Origin of the sequence: uncultured Streptococcus sp., assembly GCF_963528215.1 — a bacterium.
Taxonomy (GTDB): domain Bacteria; phylum Bacillota; class Bacilli; order Lactobacillales; family Streptococcaceae; genus Streptococcus.
Genome location: NZ_CAURVL010000003.1, coordinates 49870 through 69885 on the forward strand (window position 1 = coordinate 49870; position 20016 = coordinate 69885).

23 protein-coding genes and 1 tRNA gene are annotated in these 20016 nt (G+C 41.3%); 6 read left to right on the plus strand and 18 right to left on the minus strand.

The genetic code is table 11. The annotated features are described in order from the left end of the window. Positions 1–9 precede the first annotated feature (9 nt). Genes RWS24_RS01985 through RWS24_RS01995 form a run of 3 tightly spaced genes read right to left on the minus strand, consistent with a single transcriptional unit; the run spans position 10 to position 1409 of the window. On the minus strand, positions 10–480 hold the full coding sequence (locus RWS24_RS01985; RefSeq protein WP_314364935.1) for a GNAT family N-acetyltransferase: 471 nt from the start codon (positions 478–480) through the stop codon (positions 10–12). After that, positions 477–929, minus strand: coding sequence for an NUDIX hydrolase (locus RWS24_RS01990; RefSeq protein ID WP_314364937.1), 453 nt, complete (start codon positions 927–929; stop codon positions 477–479). Before RWS24_RS01990 ends, RWS24_RS01985 begins: the two co-directional genes overlap by 4 nt. Positions 930–938: 9 nt before the next feature. Beyond that, complete coding sequence (locus RWS24_RS01995) at positions 939–1409, minus strand: DUF3013 family protein (protein WP_314364939.1); 471 nt, start codon at positions 1407–1409, stop codon at positions 939–941. A gap of 87 nt (positions 1410–1496) precedes the next feature. Between RWS24_RS01995 and RWS24_RS02000 the strand changes: the two genes are divergently transcribed. After that, positions 1497–2765 (plus strand): replication-associated recombination protein A, encoded by a 1269-nt coding sequence (locus RWS24_RS02000; RefSeq protein ID WP_314364940.1) that lies wholly within the window; start codon positions 1497–1499, stop codon positions 2763–2765. Positions 2766–3030: 265 nt separating this feature from the next. Then, positions 3031–3103 (plus strand) — tRNA-Lys (locus RWS24_RS02005). 70 nt (positions 3104–3173) lie between these two features. Here the strand turns inward: RWS24_RS02005 and RWS24_RS02010 are convergent. The 6 genes from RWS24_RS02010 to RWS24_RS02035 all read right to left on the minus strand — a co-directional run bounded on the left by RWS24_RS02010 (position 3174) and on the right by RWS24_RS02035 (position 8087). Next, positions 3174–4307, minus strand: coding sequence for a site-specific integrase (locus tag RWS24_RS02010; RefSeq protein WP_111676683.1), 1134 nt, complete (start codon positions 4305–4307; stop codon positions 3174–3176). Between the two features lie 46 nt (positions 4308–4353). Beyond that, entirely contained in the window at positions 4354–4692 is a 339-nt protein-coding gene (locus tag RWS24_RS02015) for a DUF771 domain-containing protein (RefSeq protein WP_111676965.1), read from the minus strand. Positions 4693–4742: 50 nt separating this feature from the next. Continuing rightward, complete coding sequence (locus RWS24_RS02020; RefSeq protein WP_111676685.1) at positions 4743–6008, minus strand: replication initiation factor domain-containing protein; 1266 nt, start codon at positions 6006–6008, stop codon at positions 4743–4745. A 250-nt stretch (positions 6009–6258) separates the two neighbouring features. Beyond that, on the minus strand, positions 6259–7053 hold the full coding sequence (locus tag RWS24_RS02025; RefSeq protein ID WP_111676687.1) for a type IV secretory system conjugative DNA transfer family protein: 795 nt from the start codon (positions 7051–7053) through the stop codon (positions 6259–6261). Further along, positions 7043–7669 carry a hypothetical protein gene (locus tag RWS24_RS02030; protein ID WP_111676689.1) on the minus strand — a complete coding sequence of 209 codons (627 nt, stop codon included), beginning with the start codon at positions 7667–7669 and terminating at the stop codon, positions 7043–7045. Before RWS24_RS02030 ends, RWS24_RS02025 begins: the two co-directional genes overlap by 11 nt. A 64-nt stretch (positions 7670–7733) precedes the next feature. Next, positions 7734–8087 (minus strand): hypothetical protein, encoded by a 354-nt coding sequence (locus RWS24_RS02035; RefSeq protein ID WP_145980190.1) that lies wholly within the window; start codon positions 8085–8087, stop codon positions 7734–7736. Positions 8088–8271: 184 nt separating this feature from the next. Between RWS24_RS02035 and RWS24_RS02040 the strand changes: the two genes are divergently transcribed. From RWS24_RS02040 to RWS24_RS02055, 4 genes are all read left to right on the plus strand, one after another. Further along, positions 8272–8967, plus strand: a complete 696-nt coding sequence (locus RWS24_RS02040; protein ID WP_111676693.1) for a hypothetical protein — start codon at positions 8272–8274, stop codon at positions 8965–8967. Positions 8968–9245: 278 nt separating this feature from the next. Beyond that, positions 9246–9734 carry an LPXTG cell wall anchor domain-containing protein gene (locus RWS24_RS02045; RefSeq protein WP_172454769.1) on the plus strand — a complete coding sequence of 163 codons (489 nt, stop codon included), beginning with the start codon at positions 9246–9248 and terminating at the stop codon, positions 9732–9734. After that, positions 9735–10187, plus strand: coding sequence for a hypothetical protein (locus RWS24_RS02050; protein WP_111676697.1), 453 nt, complete (start codon positions 9735–9737; stop codon positions 10185–10187). Between the two features lie 189 nt (positions 10188–10376). Then, positions 10377–10457: a putative holin-like toxin gene (locus RWS24_RS02055; protein WP_376739449.1), complete on the plus strand. Its 81-nt coding sequence runs from the start codon at positions 10377–10379 to the stop codon at positions 10455–10457. Between the two features lie 401 nt (positions 10458–10858). On the opposite strand, the gene RWS24_RS02060 is transcribed toward RWS24_RS02055, so the two are convergent. The 9 genes from RWS24_RS02060 to RWS24_RS02100 form a co-directional block, all read right to left on the minus strand. Continuing rightward, a complete protein-coding gene (locus RWS24_RS02060; RefSeq protein ID WP_314364947.1) occupies positions 10859–11962 on the minus strand; it encodes a hypothetical protein in 1104 nt (367 codons plus the stop codon). 581 nt (positions 11963–12543) lie between these two features. Then, on the minus strand, positions 12544–14394 hold the full coding sequence (locus tag RWS24_RS02065; RefSeq protein ID WP_314364949.1) for a Cna B-type domain-containing protein: 1851 nt from the start codon (positions 14392–14394) through the stop codon (positions 12544–12546). Positions 14395–14789: 395 nt separating this feature from the next. Then, positions 14790–16412, minus strand: coding sequence for a chaperonin GroEL (groL, locus tag RWS24_RS02070; RefSeq protein ID WP_002898576.1), 1623 nt, complete (start codon positions 16410–16412; stop codon positions 14790–14792). A 23-nt stretch (positions 16413–16435) separates the two neighbouring features. Beyond that, on the minus strand, positions 16436–16717 hold the full coding sequence (groES, locus tag RWS24_RS02075; RefSeq protein WP_002898579.1) for a co-chaperone GroES: 282 nt from the start codon (positions 16715–16717) through the stop codon (positions 16436–16438). A 213-nt stretch (positions 16718–16930) separates the two neighbouring features. Next, positions 16931–17221, minus strand: coding sequence for a DUF202 domain-containing protein (locus RWS24_RS02080; RefSeq protein ID WP_314364953.1), 291 nt, complete (start codon positions 17219–17221; stop codon positions 16931–16933). A gap of 12 nt (positions 17222–17233) precedes the next feature. Continuing rightward, a complete protein-coding gene (locus tag RWS24_RS02085; protein ID WP_002923061.1) occupies positions 17234–18064 on the minus strand; it encodes a PTS system mannose/fructose/sorbose family transporter subunit IID in 831 nt (276 codons plus the stop codon). Between the two features lies 1 nt (position 18065). Beyond that, positions 18066–18923, minus strand: coding sequence for a PTS sugar transporter subunit IIC (locus tag RWS24_RS02090; protein WP_314364955.1), 858 nt, complete (start codon positions 18921–18923; stop codon positions 18066–18068). A gap of 27 nt (positions 18924–18950) precedes the next feature. Then, positions 18951–19445, minus strand: coding sequence for a PTS sugar transporter subunit IIB (locus RWS24_RS02095; RefSeq protein WP_314364956.1), 495 nt, complete (start codon positions 19443–19445; stop codon positions 18951–18953). Between the two features lie 42 nt (positions 19446–19487). Then, on the minus strand, positions 19488–19928 hold the full coding sequence (locus tag RWS24_RS02100; protein ID WP_314364958.1) for a PTS fructose transporter subunit IIA: 441 nt from the start codon (positions 19926–19928) through the stop codon (positions 19488–19490). Positions 19929–20016 lie beyond the last annotated feature (88 nt).

Sequence of the window (20016 nt, forward strand, 5' to 3'; positions counted from 1 at the left end):
TTTCTTTGTTTATTTCATTGTCTTTGTCATGTAAACCATATCCATGCCCTCTTTTTCGGGCTCAGTATGGGTCTGATGATAGCCGTTTTTCTCATAAAAAGCTACCATGCCTTTATCTTGAAAAACCGTGCACAAATCCCATTGCATAACGGTGGAGAATTTCTCCTCTATCAGACCAAGCCCCTCAGAACCATATCCTTTATTCTGGTACTCTGGCAAAATCGCTACTGTTCCAATCCAGCCTGCTGTCTGTTCGTCATTTGTATTCAAGCGAATAAAGCCAAGAATCTTCTCGGCGTCTTTGACAAAATAATAAAAACTATTGGGCCGCTCAACCAGCTTCCAGCGAATCCGCTCACGCTCCTCCAGATAGGGGTCGTATTGATCCTGATATTTCTCATAAACGGCCTTAAAACTCGCTCGCTGAATGGCAATAATAGTCTCTAAATCCCCAGCTCCTGCCCGTTCAATATAAATCATGCTCGCACCTCCAAATAATCTCTCAACCTGTCCTGTAGCTGCGGAACAACCTTTTCATCTGATAAGAACTTGCTCACATCCATCATCTGATAAGCCTGTCCCTCATCGCCAAAGACGATACTGGCAAAATCTTCCTGAGTGATAGTCCCCACCATAAAAATAGAGGTTTTGTCTGGATCAAGCATTCCTGGATATGCCTTAACCCAGACAATAGCCGTTTCTTCAAGCTTCAAAGCAAGCTCTTCGAAAACTTCTCTTTGAACACATTCAAAAGGTGTCTCCTCACCCTCACGGCCACCTCCCGGCAGTTCCCACATATTGGGCCAAGGAATGGTTGAAATATCATCTCGCAAGATAGTCAGCAGCTTGTCATCACAGAGCAAGGCAATCTTGCAGCCAGAAAATTCCATCTGTTTGTGCAGTAAATCTAGTCCTTCTGCATTTTCCATAAGCGCCTCCTAATACCTCGGATAGGAATAAAAGTCAGTCTCAGTCAAATCTGCTCTGCCATTTTCAAAAGCCTCAGCATTCCAAGCCATCTCAAACTCTGCTGCCTCTGGATCTGCTAAAAAGTCCATGAGTGCATCGAGACCAGACTCAGCCGTTTGGGTTAGGAAATCCACGAAATAAGCCAGAAACTCCCGTGACAGCCCCTTCTTCGGCTCATAGGCCAGGGCAGCCAGATAGTCCTCGGCCTCAAAGCGAGACTTGGTCGGATTATAGAAAAGCACGGCTTCCTCAAAGTAAATATCCTCAGCCGAAGCATTGCCCTCAGCATCAACAGTCTCAATCCCACCTGGATTTTGCACCTCAAGGAGAAAGGCTACTTCTACCGCGTGATTCTTCTTGTCCCAGTTTATCTCATAGTCAAAAGGAAAGCTCTTCCCCATTTCCTCGTCCAATATCTCCAAAAAACCGTACTTAGCCATGATTTCCTCTTTTCATTGTGATAAAATATTACTATCTACAATAGTAACACAAAAAGCCAAGAAAAACACTTGCAGAAAGGAAATCTTATGCCAGAAAACCTCGCCCTGCGCATGCGGCCTACTGACATTGATCAGATTATAGGCCAGCAACATCTGGTCGGACCCGGGAAAATCATCCGTCGCATGGTTGAAGCCAACCGCCTGTCCTCGATGATTCTCTACGGGCCGCCCGGCATCGGCAAGACCTCCATCGCCTCGGCTATTGCCGGCACAACTAAATATGCTTTTCGGACCTTTAATGCCACTGTAGATAGCAAGAAGCGCCTGCAGGAGATTGCTGAAGAAGCGAAATTTTCCGGCGGACTGGTGCTCCTGCTAGACGAGATTCACCGCTTGGATAAAACAAAACAAGACTTCCTACTGCCGCTATTAGAAAGCGGTCTGGTCATCATGATTGGAGCGACGACAGAAAATCCTTTCTTCTCTGTCACCCCTGCCATCCGAAGCCGGGTTCAGATATTTGAGCTTGAGCCCCTCAGCAACGACGACATCCGGATAGCCATTCAGCTAGCCTTGACGGATAAGGAGCGCGGATTTGATTTTCCAGTGGAGCTAGATGATGAAGCTCTGGATTTCATTGCTATCTCTACCAACGGAGACCTACGCTCCGCCTATAATTCACTGGACCTAGCCGTACTCTCTACCCCTGAAGATGACAAGGGCATCCGTCACATCACGCTCGATGTGATGGAAAACAGCCTGCAAAAGAGCTACATCACCATGGATAAGGACGGGGACGGACATTACGATGTCCTCTCTGCTCTGCAGAAGTCCATCCGCGGCTCTGATGTCAATGCCAGCCTTCACTATGCAGCCCGCCTCGTTGAAGCTGGAGACCTGCCTAGTCTGGCTCGCCGCTTGACCGTTATCGCTTACGAAGATATTGGCCTGGCAAATCCAGACGCTCAAGTTCATACCGTCACAGCTCTGGAAGCAGCCCAACGAATCGGCTTTCCTGAAGCCCGTATCCTTATTGCCAATATTGTTATTGATCTGGCTCTATCGCCCAAGTCCAACTCAGCCTATCTGGCCATGGACAAGGCTTTAGCTGACCTAAGAAAGAATGGAAACCTCCCCATTCCCCGCCACTTACGAGACGGCCACTATGCCGGCAGCAAGGAACTGGGCAACGCACAGGACTATCTCTACCCTCACTCCTATCCTGGCAATTGGGTTAAGCAGGACTATCTGCCTGACAAGATAAAAGATGCCAATTACTTCACGCCTAATGAGAATGGCAAATACGAGCGAGCCCTTGGAATGACCAAGGATAAGATTGATGACTTAAAAAAATGATGACATCGTTTGCAAAAAATCACATTTTTCTCTTGAATTTTTCAAAATTTATGGTATTATAATTATAGAAACGCTGTGGTGTACGACTTCACACTTAAGTGTTGACCGACTATTTTTTGTATTATTAGGGAAACAAAAGTCTTCTAACAGCATGTAGGCCGTCTCACACGGAAACAGCTTCAGTTAGAGCGAGTTGCCCACCTGCTTAATTGCGCGGGTTCAATACAAATCGTGAAGGTCCGGCACCAATACAGCTTTTTCTATTGCCTCCTTAGCTCAGCTGGCAGAGCAGCGGACTCTTAATCCGTGGGTCGCAGGTTCGATCCCTGCAGGGGGCATTTTTTAGTGCCGAAAAAGCCTTATTTATAGGGCTTTTTTCATTTTTGTTCAAAATTTGTTCAAAGAATACTATGATACTTGTAGAAGACTTCTAATCAGGTTGTATTCCTTATCTTTCTTTTCTTTAAGTAGGTGTCCATAAGTTTCGGTTACCTGCTTGATGTCCTTATGTCCCAGAACAGTAGCTACTACCCAAATGTCAACACCTTTAGCTAATAGAATACTTGCGTAAGTGTGGCGAAGACCTGTAGCCGTCAGATTGTACGGCTTTATTTGCTGCTTCTTTAACACCAACCGCAAATACTTATTTACACCTGTATTGGTTGGAACACCATAAACCACATCATAGAACAGAAAGTTTTTCTCATTCTTTATTCCATGGTGAAATAGCGTCCTAGCTTGCTCATACTGAAGTTTTTTCAATACAGTAATAGTTTCATCATCAATCGGAACATGGCGGACAGAGGTTTCTGTTTTGGGTGGTTTCCATTGATAAGTGACACTGTCATAACGTCTGTAGGTATGAATAGTCTTGTCTTCCCAGTCAATGCAATCCCAAGTCAGACCAACGGCTTCACCAAAGCGCAAGCCTGTTTTTGCCTCTATAAAGAGCAAGTACGGTGTCACGGATCTCTGATAGTCCATGCGTCCTTTCAATTCAGACAGAAGTTTGTAATAATCAGCTATATTACTGATATACTTTTCATGTGCTGCTTTACTAGCACGCTTACCAGTGATAATAGCCCCCTCTGTAAAGTCCGTTATATCCAAATGATCCCGTTGGGCAAATTGGATAACTTTCCGCACTTCAGCATTCAGTCTTCTTACGGTGTCTTTGGTCACTCGTTCAGCGTATTTATTGAGTTCACGCTGATACTGGCTGAACTTTATCTGAGTGGCAGGTAAATCCCCAAACATCTGTAATAGCAAATCCCCGCGCCTCTGGTGTTTGGATAAGGTCGCTTCACTCTTATCTAAAGGACGAACACTAACATCAAGCCATTCTTGCCACAGCTCATAGAGTGAAGCAGATGAATTAACGGTTAGATGATTAGAAGCCTTTAGCTCTATTTGCATAGCCTCAAGTTCAGCTTCTTTTTTAGTAGAAAAGCCACTTGCGGTTGCAAGTAACTTCCCTTTGGTGTCAAAGACACGGTATGACCAAGTTTTATTTTTTCCACGTTGTGAACAGGAAATTGACATAATTGATTACCTCTTTCTAAAAGCGATAATCAAGGTTTTACCAAGATTATTGTACCATAATTTCATAAAAATTTTTCTCAAAGAAATCTTTTGTCTTACTAGCTAAGAAGAGGTAGCGCTCCCCTTGATTGGACGGATATTTGACAAATCCACCATTTGGATTCTGCTCAATATCAATCTTAGAGCGTATAGCAGGTTTATAGAGGACATTTTCAAGTAACCAAGGTCGAGATACTGAAAGCAGCTCTAAAACATCTGAAAGACTTAAATAGCGACCTTTACTACTTTGTTTGATAAGCTCATCATACTCATGCTGGGAGACGATACAGTAGGTATCGGGGAGTTTAATAGTAATATCTGAAATATCAACTTTAATTTCTTCCATCATAACTGGATTTTCCTTTCTCGTTATGAGATAATAGGCAGCAGGATAGGCTACCGCTTATCTCCATCTGCAACATCGCTCTCTTGCTTCTTGGCGGAATCTTTCGGAGTGATGTTGTTTTTTTGATAAAAAATTTGGAAAGCGTCTTCAAGGAAGTCTTTGAAATTGAGCTTGGATAGTTCGCTGCCAAATTTCGTTAACCACAACCGAACATCTGGATTGGGCGTGTAATTGATTTCATATTCTTGGACTAGCCTAATAATGAAATGATTTCGAGCCTGAGTCCCCCAAATCTCTTCTATTTTCTTAAGGAGAGGGAAGAGTCCGCTCCCTTTCATTAAGTAAGAAATAGTTGCTACAAGGTCATTGTTGCGAGAGTTTAGAGAATCTAGAGCTGGGAATCTACCGAGACCTCTGAGTAGATCACTGGTAAATGGAAGATCAGCTCCAGTATCGGTATCGTAAAAACAATACTTATCAATCATCTTATTGGCAATGAGCTTACTTAAATCTTGAGGAGTATCAATCGTCAACAATAAAGCAAGAATCTGATTGCTATATGTCCCTTTATAAGAAACTTCCATACGAAGCCAAGAATCACAATATCTGGTCAAGTGCTTATAGCGGGCTTGGTGGTTATCTAATTGCTCCTGATATTTGTTGTAAATACGCAATAAAGCATTAACGTTCTTTTTCTTACTACCGATATAAATGGTTTGCGCTTGACCATTTACTTCTTGAGCGCTAACCTTTGACAGATTCTTATGCGCCTTATGATTAGTAATAATGTACCGTTTATCTTTCAGACCTTGGTAAAGATCATTCACAGACATCGAGTAGTTAAAGTAATCAACAGCGAGGTCAATGCGCGAAAGGCGTAACTCATAATAATCATCGTCCAGCAGCTGTGCAATATTATGAACATCAACAGCCTCACTATAGTGATCTTGATAGGTAGCTTTATAGTGAGACAAGGCTGAAGCAGAAAATTTTATGACAATCCCCATAGTAAAGTTGATTTTATGCCACGCAATCGCAAAGTAATAAGGAAAGCGCTGAAAGGTAAAACCGTCTGTATATCCTGCCGGTGGTCTTTCCAGTGGGAGATAATCTCCAAATAAAACGGGTAAAGATAGTTTTTCCGCTACCGCTTCAGCGAGTGATAACGCAATTTGATACCAATTATCTGGGTACTCTCCTACAGTATCTTCTGTAGGTTTGATAACAAACGTTACCTCATCTACACTTGTCATAATGACTGGGTTGTGTTCGCTGTTATTATCAAGATAAGTTTCAATTTCGTTTTTACATGCCATGTTTTAATCCTTTCTATCCGCCTAAAAGAAGTTAATGCGGCGGGCTTCTTATGCTTCTATTCTCCTACAGTAGCAAGGGAAAAGCACCCTAAATTAAATGTTGTCAGAAAAACTTGATTTAACAGTATTTTAACTGTAGAATAAGTTTTTCCCTAAAGTGGAATATGTAAAATTTAAAATATAACAGGGAGTGGAACGGGGGTCTTTACAGTACCCCCATCTAGGCTACTTGGTCGAGGTTCGACGTTCGCTAGGCTTCGCCCGCTCCGTCTTCCTCGCCAAGCAGCGCCTGCAAAGAGTAGTACTTTGCCGTTCGTCGGACAGCCTGTAATATAGCTTGTTCAGCTTTAGCTACGTTATACTTAGGACAGACAATCTGCTCTGTGCCTCGCCCGTCGATGGTCACATATCCTATACCTCGTGGATTTTGGACTGTAACCTCTTCCTTATCATCAGGAAAGACCATATTTAAGACTTCTTTGCTTATTTTCCCAAGTACAATCTTGCTACCAATATTGTCCCGAGATTTACCAAAATATTCTGTATCAGGTCTTTGCTGAGATATCCAAACAAAAATATTAAATGAGCGTCCTAGCATTAGTAACTGAGAAAGTTGATGAATCCGTTCATCACGCTCTTTTTTGGTTAAGCTAGTAAAGTAAGCAGCCATTTCGTCCTGAAAGAGCACAATCGGGATACGCAACTGATCAACTCCTAATTGCCTATTAGAAAGTAGCTGCATACCTAAATCAAACCATCTCCCTACCTCTCGGTATCGAAAACAAAAGTCTTCATCTTTCAAAAATTCAAAGTCAATGTCGCTTTTATAGTCAGAGATGACGCAGCATGTGTTAAAATGCTTTGAAATTTTAGCCAACAACAACTTACTTGCATAAGTCTTTCCCGACCCAGACGTACCGAAGCAAGCCAAGTGTGGTGGAGAAATCAACGGCAAAGGGACAGGGGAATGAATCCCCAAATCCAAAGCCTTTTTGCTGAGAAATGCCTCAATCCCGTCGGAGTGCCGTCTTTTCCTAGAAATCATCGTCAACAGCCTCCTTCTCAACAGGAAGTGTGACAGGCTGAAATTGTAGCTGATTTTCCAATGAAAGCACGCTCTCATTATCAAATCCAAAGATAACCCGAATGACAAGGAACTCTACACCTAATGCGTCAGGCATTTCAGTTACGGAATGCACCTTAAAAGTATACCCACTTGGAAAGATACTCAACCCGTTACGAGACAACTGTTCGTTTAAATGCAGTGCGACCAATCTCTCCATATACTCTTTACGAATAGGGTTGTCGTTAGATTCTATGAGAGCATAAAGTTCAATAGCAACTGCACGCTTATCTCTCGTAATTGTAATTTGGCGATATCCCCAATAGTTGAGGTCTGGTAAAGTTGTGTGCTGTCCGAGCTCGCGAACTAAACTGCTAAAGCAAGCTCCGAGTGCTCCTCCATCATAGATGAAAGGTTGAGCACGAGGAAATAGCTTTGAGAAGTCCCCTTCAGCAGCTATTGCGGCAAGTATTACCGCTACAGCTACAAATGGGAATAAGTAGTTGGCGATAATTGCCAGTAATACAAGCCCAGTAATACCCAAGGCACTAAGAATTACTTTTGCTTTTAAGGAAAGCTGTAAAAATTTTTTAACCATTTTATTCTCCTTTTTGTTAAAAAGTACAGAGGGGGGATCGAAGAGACTCCCCTCTGTAGAACCATTAAGCGGTGATGACTGCAGCGCCTGCTTTTACAGACAAGGCGGCACGATTTCCGCTCATGTATGAAGTGATTGTGACATTGGTCAGGGTCAATTCCACTTGCTCATCAATCGATGATAGGTAATCCTCAACACTTGCACCAAGCACCTTCACACGTACTAACTGAAATTTACCGTCGGAACGGTAACCGATGTCTAAGGCAACTCCCTCGATACTATTGTTGTCATAGTTCTTCAAGGTGCTTGCTCCTAGTAATAGGACGCCTCTCAAGATTAGTTCAGCAACTTTCACGGCTCTTACCTCCTTTCTAGGACTTCTCTCTATCGTGTCATTGATAGAGGGGTATGAGGACATTTATTGAGCTCAACCTCATGCTTCTATTGTAGCTTTTAGCAAGAACTTAATCACCCTATTCTGTGACAAGGCGTGTTTATGGGGTTCTTTTGCCTTATTTTGTTTTACCCTAAATATTTTTTAGAGTATTGATTTCTTCAAAGAAATCTAGTAAGATGATTAGCAAAAACAGGAGGCAACTTGTATGAAATTAGATATTTCTGATAAGACGTTTTTAGCAATGATTACTGCCAATATGGTGGGACGACTAGAAGACTACCAGACCCAGTATGAAAAGGATACTTGGGATAATCGTAAAAAAATTTTAAGTGGACTATCGTATATAGGTGTAGATACTATAGATAATCTATTGATGGGAAAAAAGGTTTCAAATGATACCTACGAGGCGATATTCCAGAACAAGCAGCTAGAGGAATTGGCTAGGACACTTTCTGAAGAAATTACTGCTGAAAATCCTCACACATTGAAAGAAGTTACAGACTTAATTGAAAATTTAGAAAAACGAGCGTTATTAGATAATGTTAGAGAGATTGAAGTGGATTTCTTAGAAGTAGCGTTAACAAAGCTAAGAAAAGGAGATAAGCGCCGCCTCACAAGAAATGAATTACTCCTAATCTATTTATCACAGGAAGCTAATAAACTATCTGAAGATGAAAATATTGATTTCTTTAGACTGCTTTCCAATCAAGATATGCTGAAAAACATTATGACTTATTTACCGCTACTAGAAACAATATTCCAGTCAGAAGAAGCATTAGAAATTTTTTGCAACGTAGCAGATAGATTGGAACAATTTAGACTTATTCATGAAGCAGAAAAATGGGAAACAATCGACGAAGAGGCGCATAAGATTTCCCAACAATTTGGTATAAATCTATAAAACAAAAAGACAAGCTATTTTATTTTAGCTTGTCTTTTCTATTTTAGGGATTGCAGCAGTATCCTCACGCCTTTTATGAACAATTCCTTTTGCGCCGCTGGTAATTCTTCGATTTCTTCCATCAACTCATAAAGCTCAGGATTTCTGGAATCCGAGGGTGGGAAATTAAAAAATGCGGCAGGGCTGGCATCTAGCGCCTCTATCAATTTATCGATAGTATCTAAGCGAGCATTGAGACGCTTGTTCTCTAGCTTATAAAGGTGGCTGAGGCTGACCGTTTGGCTAAACTCTTAGTAGAGAAGGCTGTAGAGCTTCCTAAGTTGCAGACGGCTATCAAGGGGTATTCTGCTAAGCTTGCGGAGTTGAAAGAAACCCTAGCTCAACAGCTAGCTGACCTTAAACCACTAAAAGCCACCTCTGCTAAAGCTACAGCTCGTTACAACAAGGTTAAGGCTGAGTACGACGAGGTTGTTCGTAAGGAAACCTTGGCTCGTCAGAAGGCTGAGATTGAGCGCCGTGGGGGTACTGCCGTTGAGGTACGTGACGAGTCTGGTAAGGTAGTTGAGTATAAGGGGATTTTTCCTCAATCAGCACCTAAGAAACTCTCTACACCTGTTGTCTACCGAGGCTTATCCGTTTACAAGTCAGCTGAAAGCCAACTCCCATCTACAGGAACAGCAGAAAACGCCATGCTTCCTATGATCTGTCTAGCCCTCGCAGGGGTCGGCATGATGGGACTGAAAAAGAAAGAGGAAGAGGAAGAATAAATGAGCGATGAGAAAATTGTAGTTTATCGATTGATTCCGCAAGATGCAGACGGGGGGATCAACATCTCCGCTGAACAAGTTCTAAAAGCACATTATGAACATGCTCTTACCCATGATGGTAGGGTAGTTTTTACAGCAACTTCTTCAAAATTATACGATAAAGCGAAGCAAATTATACTATTACTGCCTCACTCAGATGTCGCTCTAAAAACCGATATTCATAGCTCAGGCAAGTTTTCAAATGATACATTTGATAGTCAATTTTCTGTTCCTGAAAAATTTCAACAAGAAACATTGGAAGACGAAATAGCTAAGGGAGTTGCTTGGTATCAACTTGAAAATACCCAACTTTTAATTAGAAAAGAGTTAAAAAACCAATATATAGTTGAGAATAACGGCAACGATATTAGTGATTATAAGGGAAATTCTCCGTTCTATGCGATACACCGTTAATAGCGTAAAACTCCGCCCATAATGGCGGAGTTTTTATACATGAACTGTTTTACAATCCAAAAATAGATATTATAATAGATTCACAGACAAGTAAAGACGGTGGCTCTTACTTTATGACTGGAGGTGGTGCGATGGACACAAGAACGTCCATACTGTGCTCAAATCTAGTGGAAAGGAGGAGCAAGACTTTTGACAGTTTATGAAGCATTATCTTTGATGATCGGCTTTGCCACTCTCATTGTAATGCTCATGAACAACAAAAAGAAATAGCCGTCCTCACTTTGGTTAGGTCGACGACTATTTCTTAGTTGTTTTCACCAGCCACCGTCTTAAACGGGTCTGTAGGGAGTTGTTGACGCAACTCCTTTTTCCATTTCTATTGTATCATTTTAAAGAATAAATGCAAGCTCCCAACTTATTATTCCTTAATGACCAATTCGGACTTTGCAGTATGCTTGTTCAAAATTTGTTCAAAAATTTAAAATCCCTTCCTACTCAGTAAATGGTAAAACCTTGATTTATCAGCGTTTTTGTTACTTATTTCTACTTATTTTAACGTCTGAGCGACTGCAGGGGGCATAGAAATAGATAAGAAAAAGCCTTGGTTTACAAGGCTTTTTTGTTTGTACTTTTATTGGTTATTCAAATCTTTCTCAATTTTAAAACGTATATCACAGCTTCCCTTCCTCTATCTCTTTTAAAAATCTTGTCATATAGATCAGGTGTCCTTTATTTGTATGTACATTAGCATCTAGGTATTCCAAGCATTTCCTAGCTCTAGGAGTGACTGAATATAGAGCCTTTACCTTTTCCCTCATTTCTAATGCCTCTAATACCAGATCTTCATCTTTCTTTGCTTCTTCTTGGGATTGCTTCAATTCTGATTGTTTTAGCTCCTTTAATACCTTTACTTTTTCAGCAATATCTGTTAAATTACTCAGCTTTTCTTCATATTCCCTTCTTATACTGTTTCCTTGTTGTTGTAGCCATTTTTTTAATTCTTCAAAGCTCTCATAAAGGTTCTTCCGTTTTAGCAGCTTTATCTCCTCTTCTCTTTGGAGCCGCTCCTCCTCTAATTTCCTTTCCTCTTCTAACTTATTTTTCCGTTCAATTTCCTCTTGTTCCCGCAACCGAGCAAGCCTCTCCTCTTCTTTTTGTTTAGCAACTCTATTCCTCTTCTCAGCCTCCTGCTCCTCTTGCTTCGCCTCCTTCCTCAACTGTTGCAATTTTTCTTTGTAGCTTTCAATATCAAATATTTCATTAAGTTCTGGATGAAGATAATCATTTATGACATAAATGATACGCTCAATCTTATTATACGCCAACTGACGTTCCTCATTTTTTCTGCTTAAAGCCATTTTAAAAAGAATATAATCGTTCCATGGATTAAACTCATTTTCTTTATCCTCTTTAAAATAACCCTTACTATAAAAATCTTCCAGCATCTCTTCATCCATCACTTCACGAAGATCTTCAAACTTTAGATTCTTTTTTAATTTATAAATTTTTTCTGCTCTCTTTATACTTTTAGTTAGTTCTTCATTTTCAAACTTCTCAATACAGGAAGAACCGATTGGAGAAAGCTCTATCCCAGAGCCATCATTCCTAGTAATAGCAAATACTTTCTTGAGGCTTTTATGACCGCATAAACAACTTTGTTTTCTATCAGCATCAATTTTTACAAGTTCGGCTTTTGTCCACTCCATTTTTGCCTCTTCCCAATTATCCGCAATACTCAGTTCAATAACTGTCTCTTTCAATAGTTCCTCTGACATTTTTATATCTCCTTATTCCAAATAATTGTTCCTCAAATTGAGTGAATCTTCTCCTCAGATTTCTAGTACAAGTATAACAGAAAAGAAGATAATTGAAAACGCATATATTTAATCCTCTAGATAATTCCCACACAAAAAATCCCCTTCCTTTAGATACAAGAAAGGAGGAGCATCGTATAGCAAAAACTACGAAAGAAGACTGAAGTAAAATAAGTTTGACGAAAACTTGATAAAGATGATCACACACCGAGCATATTCCTAAGGATGTCTTATAAATTTTTTGGTTTAGGAATTAAGAAAGATTATATATATCAAGTTTTAATGTGCTTCACGCTTACACACCCAAGCGGCCTTCCCCGTAGTTCTGAGCAACTAATCTGTTCTAGGAAACATCTTAGTTGCTTTTTATTTTAAAACAACTATATTACGGAATATCATAGTATTGATTAATAAAAGAATACAAGATAATGACCGATTGTAAAACAAAGCTTGCTTGTTCCTACTTTCTAAAAAACAACAGTTGCTGGTATAGATTTTGCCGATAAAAAATCTCTGTTCCCTTAAGGGAACAGAGATAAAAATTATTTCTTCTTCGCACGGAAGGCAATAAAGCCTACCAATCCTACTAGAGCTACTCCAGCAGCAATCATGATCCAGCTGGCATTCTCACCAGTCTTAGGAAGACCCTTCTTAGTTACAACATTATAGGCATTTCCTCCGCCACTACCATTATCTGATTCGATAATCACATCAGTGCTTCCTGTACTGCTGCTTGAGCTAGAAGTCGTGCTACTGCTACTTGAGCTAGAAGAACTACTGCTGCTGCTCTTAGAACTATTGTCCGAGCTAGGTTTCGGTGGTCTTGGAACTCCTGGAACTGGTGTATTGGTAATGTTCATACCATCAACAGTAGCTGTATAACCATAAACACGGTCTTCAGTAACTGAGTAGACAATATCTTTTCCATCTGTGCCGGTCGCTGGCAAGTCAGTAAACTCATACTTCCACTCACCCTTATCATTTGGACCGACTTCCTTAGAAGCGACTTCAACACCATTAGCATAGAGACGAACCGTAATCTTATCTGGACGTTTGCCATCTTTATCGTTGTCATCATTCCAAGTCTTGGTACCTGAAGCGGTAATCAAGGCCTGACGGTTGGTGAAGTCTTTGTAAATAATACCAGAACCATAATTCTTGAGCTGAGCAGCATTGACCTGAATCTCTTCATCTGAGAGTTGGTAGCCTGCTGGTGCCTTGGTTTCCTTAATCACATAATGCTCTTTAATCAAGTTGCTGAAAGAAGCAATCCCGTTAGCATCACTAGTTGCTTTTTGAACAACAGTCACGCCATCTTCATCGTACAATGTGAATTCAGCACCCGCCAAAGGTTTACCAGCTTCATCTTTCTTAGTCACCTGTACACCATAGACATCCCCATGTGCATATCCGTTCGCACGTTGGTAGCGGACAGCAACTGATGATTTTTGCTCTTCGATATTATCTGCTCGCATAATCGCTTCGTTCGGGAAGACAGTTCCGTCAGCCGGGATTGTTGGGAAATTAACACGGTAGCGGACATAGAAGCCTTCATTAGCACCGATATGTCCCATGTTAATGGTAAAGGAGCGCTTGTCAGCCGCAAGATTAATCGTATAGTTTCCTGTCACATCCTCACGTTGCTGACTTAGTCGGTAAGAGTTATCAGTTGGGTCAACAACCCATGAGCCTTTAAGGATTTGGAAGCTGTTGAGATCTATTTCTCCGGTATTAAAGCCCAGAGTATCTGAAATAAAAACATTATCCAGTTCTTGATTTTGTTGGTTGATATTCAGGCTGTAAGTAATGCTCTTGATATTATCCGCATTATTCCAGCCGTATTTTATGAAAGTATAAGGAGTTGCTTGGCCAGGAAGACCTTTGTAGTCAATTTTCCCATACTCAATGATCTTCTTGCCAACGATAAGTTTCAGAGGGATTGAGCCTTTATCTCGAACCACATTATGGTTAACACGAGCTAAAAGGTGAACTTTTCCTTCAATATGAGAGCGAGTCAGGACATAGTCTGTATAAGTCAGTGTAAGCTGCTTAGAGCTTGCATCAACCACAGCTGTCGCTACGAGATTACCGTCATCATCTTTGACTTCAAAATCAGCTCCCTCCAAGGCAAACTCAACAGGAAGGCCAATGGTAGTAGTATCTCCTGGCTGAACCTTGCCGTAATTGAAGGCAAAGTTTGCGTCAATTTGAAATTTTTCCCAAGGGGAAAGGCCGTCAGTCAGTTCTTCACCCTTCTGATTGTAGACATTGATTGATGTGATAACATCATCTACCGTGTTAGCTCTGGCAGATTGACTGCTAGAAAACAGGCTAAAGAGGAGCACAAAGGCTACTGAGAAAAAGCGCGCAATAGTATGAGATATTCTTTTCATAAACAATCCCTCCAATATTACTTTTTTACCAGAAATGTTGAAATTAGATTAAATCCAGCTTACTTTTCTGGTGTACTACATATATTAGCCTATCATAGGATTTTATATAAGTCAAATATTAGACCGTATTTTTGTACAAAGTTCGGAATTAGTATACAAATTGTCAACTTCTTCTAATATATTTAAGTTTTTACCTATTTTTATATATGAAATTACAATTATTTCCGGGTTTTGCTGAAATTTTAAAGTATATTTATAAAGATAATTTAAAAAGCTAAGAGAAAATCCTTCAAACGTATCTAGACGATGTAGAAAGATTAACAAAAAATTGCCCCAGTCACCATCAGACTGGGGCAATCTTCTATTTTTATCATTTAGCGTTTTGTGACTGTGGTCTACATCATACCGCCCATCATGCCTGGATCCATAGCTGGAGCTGGGCTTGCTGGTTCTGGTTGATTAGCCACTACTGCTTCAGTTGTCAAGATAAGACTGGCTACAGAAGCAGCATTTTGCAAGGCTGAACGGGTTACCTTAACTGGGTCAATGATTCCAGCCTCAATCATGTTAACCCATTCGCCAGTCGCGGCATTGAAGCCTGTACCAGCTTCAGAATTTTTCAGACGGTCAATGACGATTGAACCTTCAAAGCCTGCATTCAAAGCGATTTGACGAACAGGCTCTTCCAAGGCGCGAAGAACGATGTTACGTCCAGTTCCTTCATCCCCTGCCAACTCAAGACCTGCGACAGCGTCCAGAACGTTGATATAGGCAGTACCACCACCGGAAACGATTCCTTCTTCTACCGCTGCACGAGTTGCATTAAGGGCATCTTCGATGCGGAGTTTCATTTCTTTAAGTTCTGTTTCGGTTGCAGCTCCAACCTTAATCACAGCTACACCACCGGACAATTTAGCCAGACGTTCTTGCAGTTTTTCACGGTCAAACTCAGAAGTGCTGCTTTCAATCTGTGACTTAATAACTGCCACACGGTTAGCAATGGCTTCTGGATTGCCGGAGCCTTCCACAATCACAGTGCTGTCCTTATCAACAGTGACTTTAGAAGCTTGTCCAAGCGCTTCAATCGTAGCATCTTTGAGCTCTAGGCCAAGATCATCTGTAATCACTGTACCGCCCGTCAAGATAGCAATGTCTTCCAACATAGCCTTACGACGATCACCAAAGCCTGGTGCCTTGACAGCTACGACATTAAAGGTTCCGCGAATCTTGTTAAGAACAAGTGTTGGCAGAGCTTCTCCGTCAACATCATCTGCAACAATCAAAAGCGGACGGTTGGTTTTCAAGATATTTTCCAATAATGGCAGAATCTCTTGAATGTTAGAAATTTTCTTGTCAGTAATCAAGATGTAAGGATTGTCCAGTTCGGCTACCATTTTTTCATTGTCGGTTACCATATATTGAGACAGGTAGCCACGGTCAAACTGCATACCTTCAACCACATCCAGCTCAGTTTCCATTCCTTTGGACTCTTCGATAGTAATGACACCGTCATTTCCAACTTTTTCCATAGCTTCAGAGATATATTCACCGACTTTCTCGCTGCGGGAAGAAACGGCAGCAACCTGAGCAATAGCTTCCTTGTTAGAAACTGGAACTGAGTTAGATTTCAGGGCTTCAACAGCTGTTGCAACGGCTGCTTCAATCCCGCGGCGGATACCGATTGGATTAGCACCAGCTGTAACATTTTTAATCCCCTCGCGGACGATAGCCTGTGTCAAAACAGTTGCTGTTGTTGTTCCGTCACCAGCGATATCGTTGGTCTTTGAAGCAACTTCTGACACCAGCTTAGCGCCCATGTTTTCAAAATGGTCTTCCAGTTCGATTTCCTTGGCAATGGTTACACCGTCATTGGTGATAAGGGGTGAGCCAAAGGATTTTTCCAAAACGACATTGCGACCTTTAGGACCCAAAGTCACCTTGACAGTATTCGCTAAGATGTCAACACCACGAACCATACTGCTTCTTGCATCTGCTGAAAATTTAATATCTTTTGCCATTTTATTATTCCTCTCTTCTAATCTTACTCGACAACTGCTAGAATATTGGCTTCACTGACTAAGAGATAAGCTTCATCTCCGTCCTTAACTTCCACGCCTGCGTGATTTTCTACGAGAACTTTGTCGCCCTCTTTGACGCTCAGGGCTACCAGCTCACCGTTCAAAGTACGAATGCCTTGACCGACTGCGACAACTTCTGCTGTCTTAGTCGCTGCTTGGCCGTTGCCTGCAATGACAAATCCGCCAACTTTCTGCTCTTTTTCTTCTACTTTCAAGACCACACGGTCTCCTAATGGTTTTAACATGGTTTTCCTCCAAAAATTGAATTTTTAGCACTCTAAACTATCGAGTGCTAATCTATAGTTATTATTTTATCACTTGGTCAGAAATAGTCAAGAAAAAAACCGGCTAGATGAAAGAAAAATTTTATTTTTTTGCTTTACTTGCTCCTAAAGTCAAAAAATAAAAAACAAGTCCGAGCTAAAATCCTCTCAGACTTGTCTTTAGGTGGAAAATGTCTATCTTGCAAGTTGTAGTTTTGCTTCAAAATCATCAATCACTTTTTGCAGATTTAGGCGTCCTCTATAGATGCCATAGCCAAACAAAAGCATGGCTAAGATACCCAGTAGAGCTAGGACGATTCCTGCAATCAGCGCTAGGAGATTAGTCTCATGAAAGAGATAAATCAGAACAAGACCGATGCTGGCAATGGCAAAGAAGAGACTGAACCAGCGTCCTAGATTTTCAATCATATGCTTCTGGTAGTGAATTTCTGTTTCATAGCCTTGAATCAATTCTTGTTCTGTCATGATCTTCTCCTTTTAATATTTCAATCCTGGGTTGAAGAAACCAACTAATACACCAACAAAAGCAACTACAACGAGGATGAGCATAACTTTGATTGGAGAAAAGTTTTTCTTCGCCATCAGCCACCAACAGAAGACGATAAAGAGTGCTGTCAAGAGACCAGGGTAGACACCATCTAACTGATCTTGCATGACCAAAAATGCTTTACCAGATGAATCTTTCAATTGGAAAGCCGTTTTTACTGGAACCCAAGTAGCAGCAACTGCTCCGATAACCATACCACCAACGATAGATACTGATTTACGGATAGCCTGTCCTTGAGGACCTACCAAAAATTCAACAGCCTTATCACCTAATTCATAACCTTTGAAATAGGCAAATTTCATACCTGCATAGGCAAGTAAATTCCATACTACAATGTAGAAGATTGCACCTAGAGGTGAACCGCCATTAGAGAGTCCTAGGGCAATCCCTAGAATAATCGGAATCAAAGTACCAACAATGAGGGAATCACCAATACCTGCAACCGGTCCCATAAGACCAGCCCGCAGTCCATTTATAGTTTCATCATCAACTCCATCAGCACCATTGGCACGTGCTTCTTCAAGACCAGCTGTAATCCCAACAATCAAAGCTCCCAGCTGAGGTTCTGTATTAAAGAAAGCAGTATATGTTTGCATAGCCTTTGCCTGCTCTTCTTTATCCTTATAAAGCTCCTCCACCACTGGCAACATAGAGGCTAAATAACCAAAGGTCTGCATGTGTTCTTGTGAAAAACAGGTTAGATTCCCATAGTACCAATGATGGAAAGATTTGCCTAAAGTTTTTCTCGTTAATTTCACCATCTTAAATATCCTCCTCATCATCGTCTTCAACAAATTCTGCATTTGGTCCTGCAGTAGCTTGCGCTCTTATATTTTTAGCCATTTGAATTTCATAAAACAGAACAGCGAAAATCAGAGAAACAACAGCACAAGAAACAAGATTCAGACCCAGAGAAGCTGCCAATGTAAAACCGACAAAGAAAGGAATGAAATCAACAGCTTTTTCAACAATTTGTTTTAAAAGGATAGCGATTCCGACACATGGAAGCAGTGAGCCAACTGTAAAGAGAGTTTTCATAGGAATTCCATCCAACGGTAGGGCTGATTTCAAAGTTGTTACAGCCTCAGCACCTAGTTTACACATGATGAGTGTAGGCAGGAATGAAAAAACCAAGTGTGAAATCCAAGGGAAACCCCAATCGACTACATATAGCTTTTTAAAATCCTTTTTTTCTACTGCTTTCCAACCAATATGCTGCCAAAGCAGATTCATAGTTGCTGTACCATAGAAGAGTACTGTACCAACTGTTCCTACCAGAGTTCCCATTGATTTTGCAAGGTTTGCTGCATCAGCAGAATCTAAAGTTAAACCTTGTGTCTTAATGGCAACCATAGCGAGTGGAATCCCGATGTAAGAAACAGCTCGCACATCAGCAGAGACAGTACCACCAGGAGTTACCAAAGCGATGTAAACCAATTGCATAGCGACTCCACAAACAATACCAAGCTTAATATCACCTAAGATAAGACCAGATATTAAACCTCCTACTAAGGGACGTCCTAATGTATAGTTACCAATAGATGTACCACCCAAACCAGGCATAGATGACAGACATGCAAATAATCCCAGTAAAGCGGCTTGCAGCCAAGAAATTGTCATAATAGACTCTCCTTTTCATTATTGTAATTAAAAACCAAATTTAGACTTGAAATCGCTCCAGTAACCGATGGAAACATCTGGCAAGAGCTGGAATTTGACTTTGTAGCCAGCTTGTTCAATCGCCTCAATCGCTTCTGCCTCTTCCTGGGTGATGGACTGGTTGTTGCCCAGCTTAACAGCTCCCGGACGGTCATTAGCAGGACCGACGATAATTTCCTTAACATCCCCAGGTACAAAACCTTGGTCTACTAAGATTTCCTTCATGTCCACGGGATTTTTCGTAATGAGGAAATAGCGACTGTCTGACTCGGTGACCTTGCCTGATTTTTCCTTGAAGGCTTCCTTGGTCCAAACAAAAGTCTTCTTGTCAGAAGCTCCCTTGTAGGCCTGAATCAAAACCTTGTTTCCTGCCGCAGCATTATTAACTGCAATCAAGCCATCACATGGGTATTCCTTAGCCCAGCGAGTGACTGTTTGACCGTGGATCATGCGGTCGTCAATCCGTACAAATGATACTGTCATCTTTAAAATCTCCTTTTATCTTTTATAATGTATGCGGAAGCACTAAATATCGTCTTCATCTTCGTCGTCAGCTGCATCGCTTACGACTTCAAATTCCTGCAAAGCAGCTGTGGCCTCGGAAAGGATAGCCTGAGCCAACTCTTTTCCGTCTAAGATGTCTTTCATAACCAAGCCAGTCAGGCCCATGGTCAGGTTCAAACCTCCCAAGATAACTGCTGAGTCGAGTTTACCCATGTCGGCTAAGACGCTAGCTGCTGTCGTCAGAGGACTGCCTCCTACAATATCAGCCAGAACTAAGACACTGTCATCAGCGCTTAAGCCAGCCAAGGCCTGAGTAAAATCAACTGCAAAATCATCAACTGACTTGCCTTCCTGAAGACCAACCGCAATCACCTGGTCCGTCTTGTCTCCGGCAAACATCTTCAAGGAACTCTGCACGCCTGCAGCCAGTCCCCCATGGCTGACCAGTACAAGGTATTTCATCTTTACTGCCTCCTTTATCCTTCAACTTCTTAGCCAAGTCAGGCTTTAGATGACGAAGGATTTATTGATGATTTTATTGTACAAGATT